This is a genomic window from Bradyrhizobium sp. (genome assembly GCF_019242285.1).
Taxonomy (GTDB): Bacteria; Pseudomonadota; Alphaproteobacteria; order Rhizobiales; family Xanthobacteraceae; genus Bradyrhizobium.
Genome location: NZ_JAFAVV010000503.1, coordinates 1 through 5,029 on the forward strand (window position 1 = coordinate 1; position 5,029 = coordinate 5,029).

3 protein-coding genes are annotated in these 5,029 nt (G+C 65.6%); all 3 read right to left on the bottom strand.

What is annotated here, in order from left to right; translation table 11 throughout:
- Positions 1-67: 67 nt before the first annotated feature.
- Entirely contained in the window at positions 68-1,204 is a 1,137-nt protein-coding gene (gene recF, locus JOY90_RS19800) for a DNA replication/repair protein RecF (RefSeq protein WP_291692798.1), read from the bottom strand.
- Positions 1,205-1,241: 37 nt separating this feature from the next.
- On the bottom strand, positions 1,242-2,360 hold the full coding sequence (gene dnaN, locus JOY90_RS19805; RefSeq protein ID WP_291692799.1) for a DNA polymerase III subunit beta: 1,119 nt from the start codon (positions 2,358-2,360) through the stop codon (positions 1,242-1,244).
- Positions 2,361-2,600: 240 nt separating this feature from the next.
- Positions 2,601-4,031 carry a chromosomal replication initiator protein DnaA gene (dnaA, locus tag JOY90_RS19810; protein ID WP_291692800.1) on the bottom strand — a complete coding sequence of 477 codons (1,431 nt, stop codon included), beginning with the start codon at positions 4,029-4,031 and terminating at the stop codon, positions 2,601-2,603.
- Positions 4,032-5,029 lie beyond the last annotated feature (998 nt).

Here is a 5,029-nt window from a genome sequence, read left to right on the forward strand (position 1 = left end):
GATCGACCGGGTGCTCGACGGCAAGGCCGCCGCGTCGCAGGCGACGGTGACGCATTGATGGTCCGCTTTACGCGTGGCGCGTGATGCGACCGCTCTCGACCGCGAAAAGCTCGCCCGACGCGCCGAGTTCGCCGAACGCGGCGGGATCGGCGCCGGTCAGCCAGACCTGCGCGCCGAGTTTTGTCAGCTCGCCGAACAATGCGCGGCGCCGGTTCGGATCGAGATGGGCGACCACCTCGTCGAGCAGCAGCAGCGGGACGATCCCGGTCGTCTCGGCCACGAGCGTTGCGTGCGCGAGCACGAGCCCGATCAGAAGCGCCTTCTGCTCGCCGGTCGATGCATCGCGCGCCGGCATCTGTTTCGGCGCATACACCACCTGAAGATCGGTGAGGTGCGGCCCGTCGAGGGTGCGGCCGGCGGTGGCATCGCGCGCGCGGTTTTCGCGCAGAAGCTTTCGGTAACGGTCCTCTACCGCGGTCGCGGGCTCCGACAGCAAGGCATTTTCCATCCAGCCGTCGAGCGCGATCTCGGCGGAAGGAAATGCCGAAGTCTCGCCGCGCGCGCGCAGCATGTGAGCGAGCTTGACCGCGGTCTGGCCGCGCAGCGCCGCGACCGCGACCGCAAGCTCGGCGGTCTCGCGCTCGATCGCATCGCACCAATGGTCATCGAAATTGCGCACCTCCAGGAGCCGGTTGCGCGAGCGCAGCGAACGCTCCAGCGCCGAGACGCGACTCGAATGCTCGCTGTCGATGGCGAGCACCAGGCGGTCGAAGAAGCGGCGGCGCTCGGAGGCCGATCCCATGAACAGCCCGTCCATCGCCGGCGTCAGCCAGACCATGCGCAGATGATCGCCGAACGCGGACGCCGAGCCGACATTCTCGCGATCGATGCGGCAGCGCCGGCTGATCGCGGCATCGGCCCGCGGCGGCTCGATGCCGGTGCCGAGCGTCGCGAGCCCCAGCGCGCCCTCGACCTCGGCGGACACCGCCCAGGAGCCGTCGCCCTGGTTGTCGGCGACATCCTCCAGCGTGGCGCGGCGCAGGCCGCGGCCCGGCGAGAGGAACGAGATCGCCTCCAGGCAATTGGTCTTGCCGGCGCCGTTCGGCCCGACCAGCGCGACCATGTCGCTGGCCGTGGTCAGGCTAGCCGCACGGTAGTTGCGGAAATGCGTCAGCGACAGGCGATGGATGCGGGACGGGGTCATGTTCGGTGTCATTGCCCGGCAATGACGAGAAGGACGATCACACCCGCATCGGCATCAGCACGTAGAGCGCGTTCCTGTTGTCGCGGTCCTGCACCAGCGTCGGCGAGCCGGGATCGGCGAGCTTCAGGACGGCGACCTCGCCCTCGATCTGGGCGGCGATGTCGAGCAGATAGCGCGAGTTGAAGCCGATATCGAGCGCGTCGGACGCATATTCGACCTCGAGCTCCTCGGTGGCGCTGCCGGAATCCGGATTGTTGACGGACAGGATGAGCTTGCCGGCGGACAGCGCGAGCTTCACGGCGCGGCCGCGTTCGCTCGAAATGGTGGAGACGCGGTCGACCGCGGCGGAGAAGTCGGCCCTGTCGACCAGCAGCTCCTTGTCGTTGCCCTGAGGGATGACGCGGGCGTAATCGGGGAAGGTGCCGTCGATCAGCTTGGAGGTCAGCACCACGTTGCCGAGGCTGAAGCGGATCTTGCCCTGCGACAGCTCGATCGTGACTTCCGCCGCGTTGTCCTCGATCAGGCGCTGCACCTCGCCGACCGTCTTGCGCGGCACGATCACGCCGGGCATGCCGGAGGCACTCGCAGGCAGCGGCAGGTCGACCTGCGCAAGACGGTGGCCGTCGGTCGCGACCGCGCGCAGGCTTGCGGCCTTGGCGCTGCCGGCGGCATGCAGGTAGATGCCGTTGAGATAATAGCGCGTCTCCTCGGTCGAGATCGCGAACTGCGTACGGTCGATCAGCCGTTTCACATCGGCCGCGGTGAGCGAGAAGGAATGGGTCATCTCGCCCGCGGCGAGATCGGGGAAATCGCTCTCCGGCAGGGTCTGCAGGGTGAAGCGCGAGCGACCGGCGCGGATTGCCAGCACGGAGCGGTCGCCGTCGCCCTCGATCGCGATCTGCGAACCGTCCGGCAGTTTGCGCACGATGTCGTAGAACATGTGCGCCGGCACCGTGGTGGACCCCCCCGTTCCGATCTCGGCGGCCAGGGTTTCGGTCACCTCGAGGTCGAGGTCGGTGGCCTTCAGCGACAATTGGGCATTTTCGGCGCGCAGCAGCACGTTGCCGAGGATCGGGATGGTGTTGCGGCGCTCGACCACCCGGTGCACGTGGCCCAACGACTTCAGGAGTTGCGCGCGTTCGACGGTGACCTTCATTGCAATATCCGCCCGATCCAGCAGAGCATGTGGTGGGAGCGCCGGGCGAATATGGTACGCCGCGGCTCGCGTGATACCCGTAGCCGGTGCTTCCTTGGGCCGTCGGGGGACCGTAAAGTGGCGCGGATGGGCGTCAAGTTCAAGGGAGAGGCGGCCGGTTTCCCAGCTTTTGCCTCGCCTCGGGCCGAGATGAGGCCGTCCCGGGCCTTTGCGGCCCGGGCGCGCTGATGGCAGACAGGCCTATTCCTGCAATTGCCGTTTGAGCGATTCCACTTCCTCGGAGAGCGCGGTGTCCTTGGCCACCAGCGCTTCGATCTTGCGCACGGCATGCAGCACGGTGGTGTGGTCGCGCCCGCCGAAGCGGCGGCCGATCTCTGGCAGCGAGCGCAAGGTCAAGGTCTTGGCGAGATACATCGCGACCTGGCGCGGGCGCACGACGTTCGCGGTCCGGCGCGACGACAACAGGTCGGAGCGGCTGACATTGTATTGCCGCGCCACCACGCGCTGGATGTCCTCGATCTTGATCCGCTTCGGTTCCTGCGGGCGGATCAGGTCGCGCACCTCCCGCTCGGCCATCTCCAGCGTCACCGGCTGGGCGTTGAGCTTGGAATGGGCGAGCAGGCGGTTGATCGCGCCTTCGAGGTCACGGCCGTTATGGGTGATGCTGCGGGCGAGATAGTCGAGCACCGCTTCCGGTACCTCGAAGCTCGCATGGTGAACCCTGGCGGCGGCGACCCGCGAGCGCAGGATGCCCAGTCTGAGCTCCTCGCCGAGCGTGCCCATCTCGACGACGAGTCCGCCGGCCAGCCGCGAGCGCACGCGGTCGTCGAGGCTTTCGAGGTCCGATGGCGGGCGATCGGCGGCGATGACGACCTGCCGCCCAGCGTCGATCAGCGCATTCAGCGTATGGCAGAACTCGGCCTGCGTCGATTTGCCCTGCAGGAACTGCAGATCGTCGATGACGAGCACGTCGATGCCGCGCAGCGCTTCCTTGAAGGCGAGCGCGGTCTGCGTCTTCAGCGCGGCGACGAAGCCGTACATGAACTTCTCGGCGGTGAGGTACAGCACCTTGCGCTCGCCGGCCGCATTGCCGGCCCAGGTCACGGCCTGCAGCAGGTGGGTCTTGCCGAGGCCGACTCCGGCATGGATGTAGAGCGGATTGAACATCACGGGATCGCCGCGCCGTCCTTCCGCGACCTGGCGCGCGGCCGCATGCGCCAGCGTGTTCGAACGTCCGACCACGAAGCTCGCAAATGTCAGGCGCGGATCGAGCGGCGAGCCGCCGAGTGCGTCGTGGCTCGTCGAAACCGGCGTCGCCGCAGGCATGCGCGCTTCGACGGCCGCGCGGCCGTCGGGCCGCTCCGGGCGCCGCGCATCGAGAAGCTGCGGCGGCTCCTTGGGCTGCACGAGCGCCCGCGCCGCCGAGCGCACGGTGAGGTCGATCCGATGCACCTCGGGCATCTCGGCCTGGAAGCAGGACAGAACGCGCTCGGCGTAGTGCGCCTGGATCCAGCTCTTCAGGAACGTGGTCGGGACCGAGAGACGGACGCTCTCCTGCTGCACGCTTTCCAAATCCATGCGGGCAAACCAGCTCGAATAGACGTCATCGCCCACGCTCGACCGCAACCGACCTTTGACGCGGGTCCAGCGATCCTGTTCCGAGTTTGTCATCGACTGATACTTCTCAAAATGAATTGGAGTTGGCTTTGCGGAAGCGCCAAGCGGCTTCGCCGCCGCGGCGCGCGACCTCGAGCGGAGGCTCCGCTCCGGACACATCTATCCCGTGCGGCAAGGATGCCGCGGTCAGTTCAGCGGTGGCAGGAGCCGAGGATGTTCGGCGAGGTCAGCCGGTACTGAGCCGGACTTCGGCGCTTCGCGCCGTGCAACGAGTGTCGATGATGGAAGCGATATGGTTCAAAATCACTAGTCGATCAAATACAGCGATGCCTACGTCAAACATGCAACAACCCTCCCCGTCTCACCGCGATCGCTCGCGGCAAGGTCGTCTCACCAGAGTTCCCAAGTCATCCCAACTTAGCTCGCCTGGTTCACCTTCGCCGCGCCTGCTCGGATGACAAGGGCCTGTTTTTCTCTCGTTCGATGCAGACCAGACACGGATGTCTCGCCCGGAGAAATTCAGACACAGAGTCTCGCTACCCAAAATGATCGGGTTACGATCCCAACAATCGCTAGGAAAGCGTCGCCAACGCGCACACCGCCGCCGATTTGCGCGTCCGCCCCGTTTCTAAAACCGCGCTGGTCTCAAGATCGTGGGCGCCGCGAGCGAGTTAAGGAATACACGATGCGAGATTTCTCGCAATCCATTTTGCGGATGAGCTCGGAGCTGCTCGCAACCGACGCTGGCGCAGCATGCGCGCGGTGCGGAAAGCAAGTTTTTGAATCACCGTGAGGAATCCTGCGCGTCATAAATCTCATGGCGATCGCAAAAATAATTCATAAAATTTTTATCTTCGTTAAGACGGAAGCAGTTTTTCAAAGTGGTCGCGTTCACTATGCGGGTAAGTGACTAGCGAGCCGATGTTTTTCGCGATTCCTTTTTCAGGGTAACTCCCGCGGTGATCGACCGATGTTCCATTTCACATGCACGAGACGGCGAGCTTTCGCAGGCGCGCACGAGGTTCCGCCACGGCAAGTGCGCGCATTGCGTA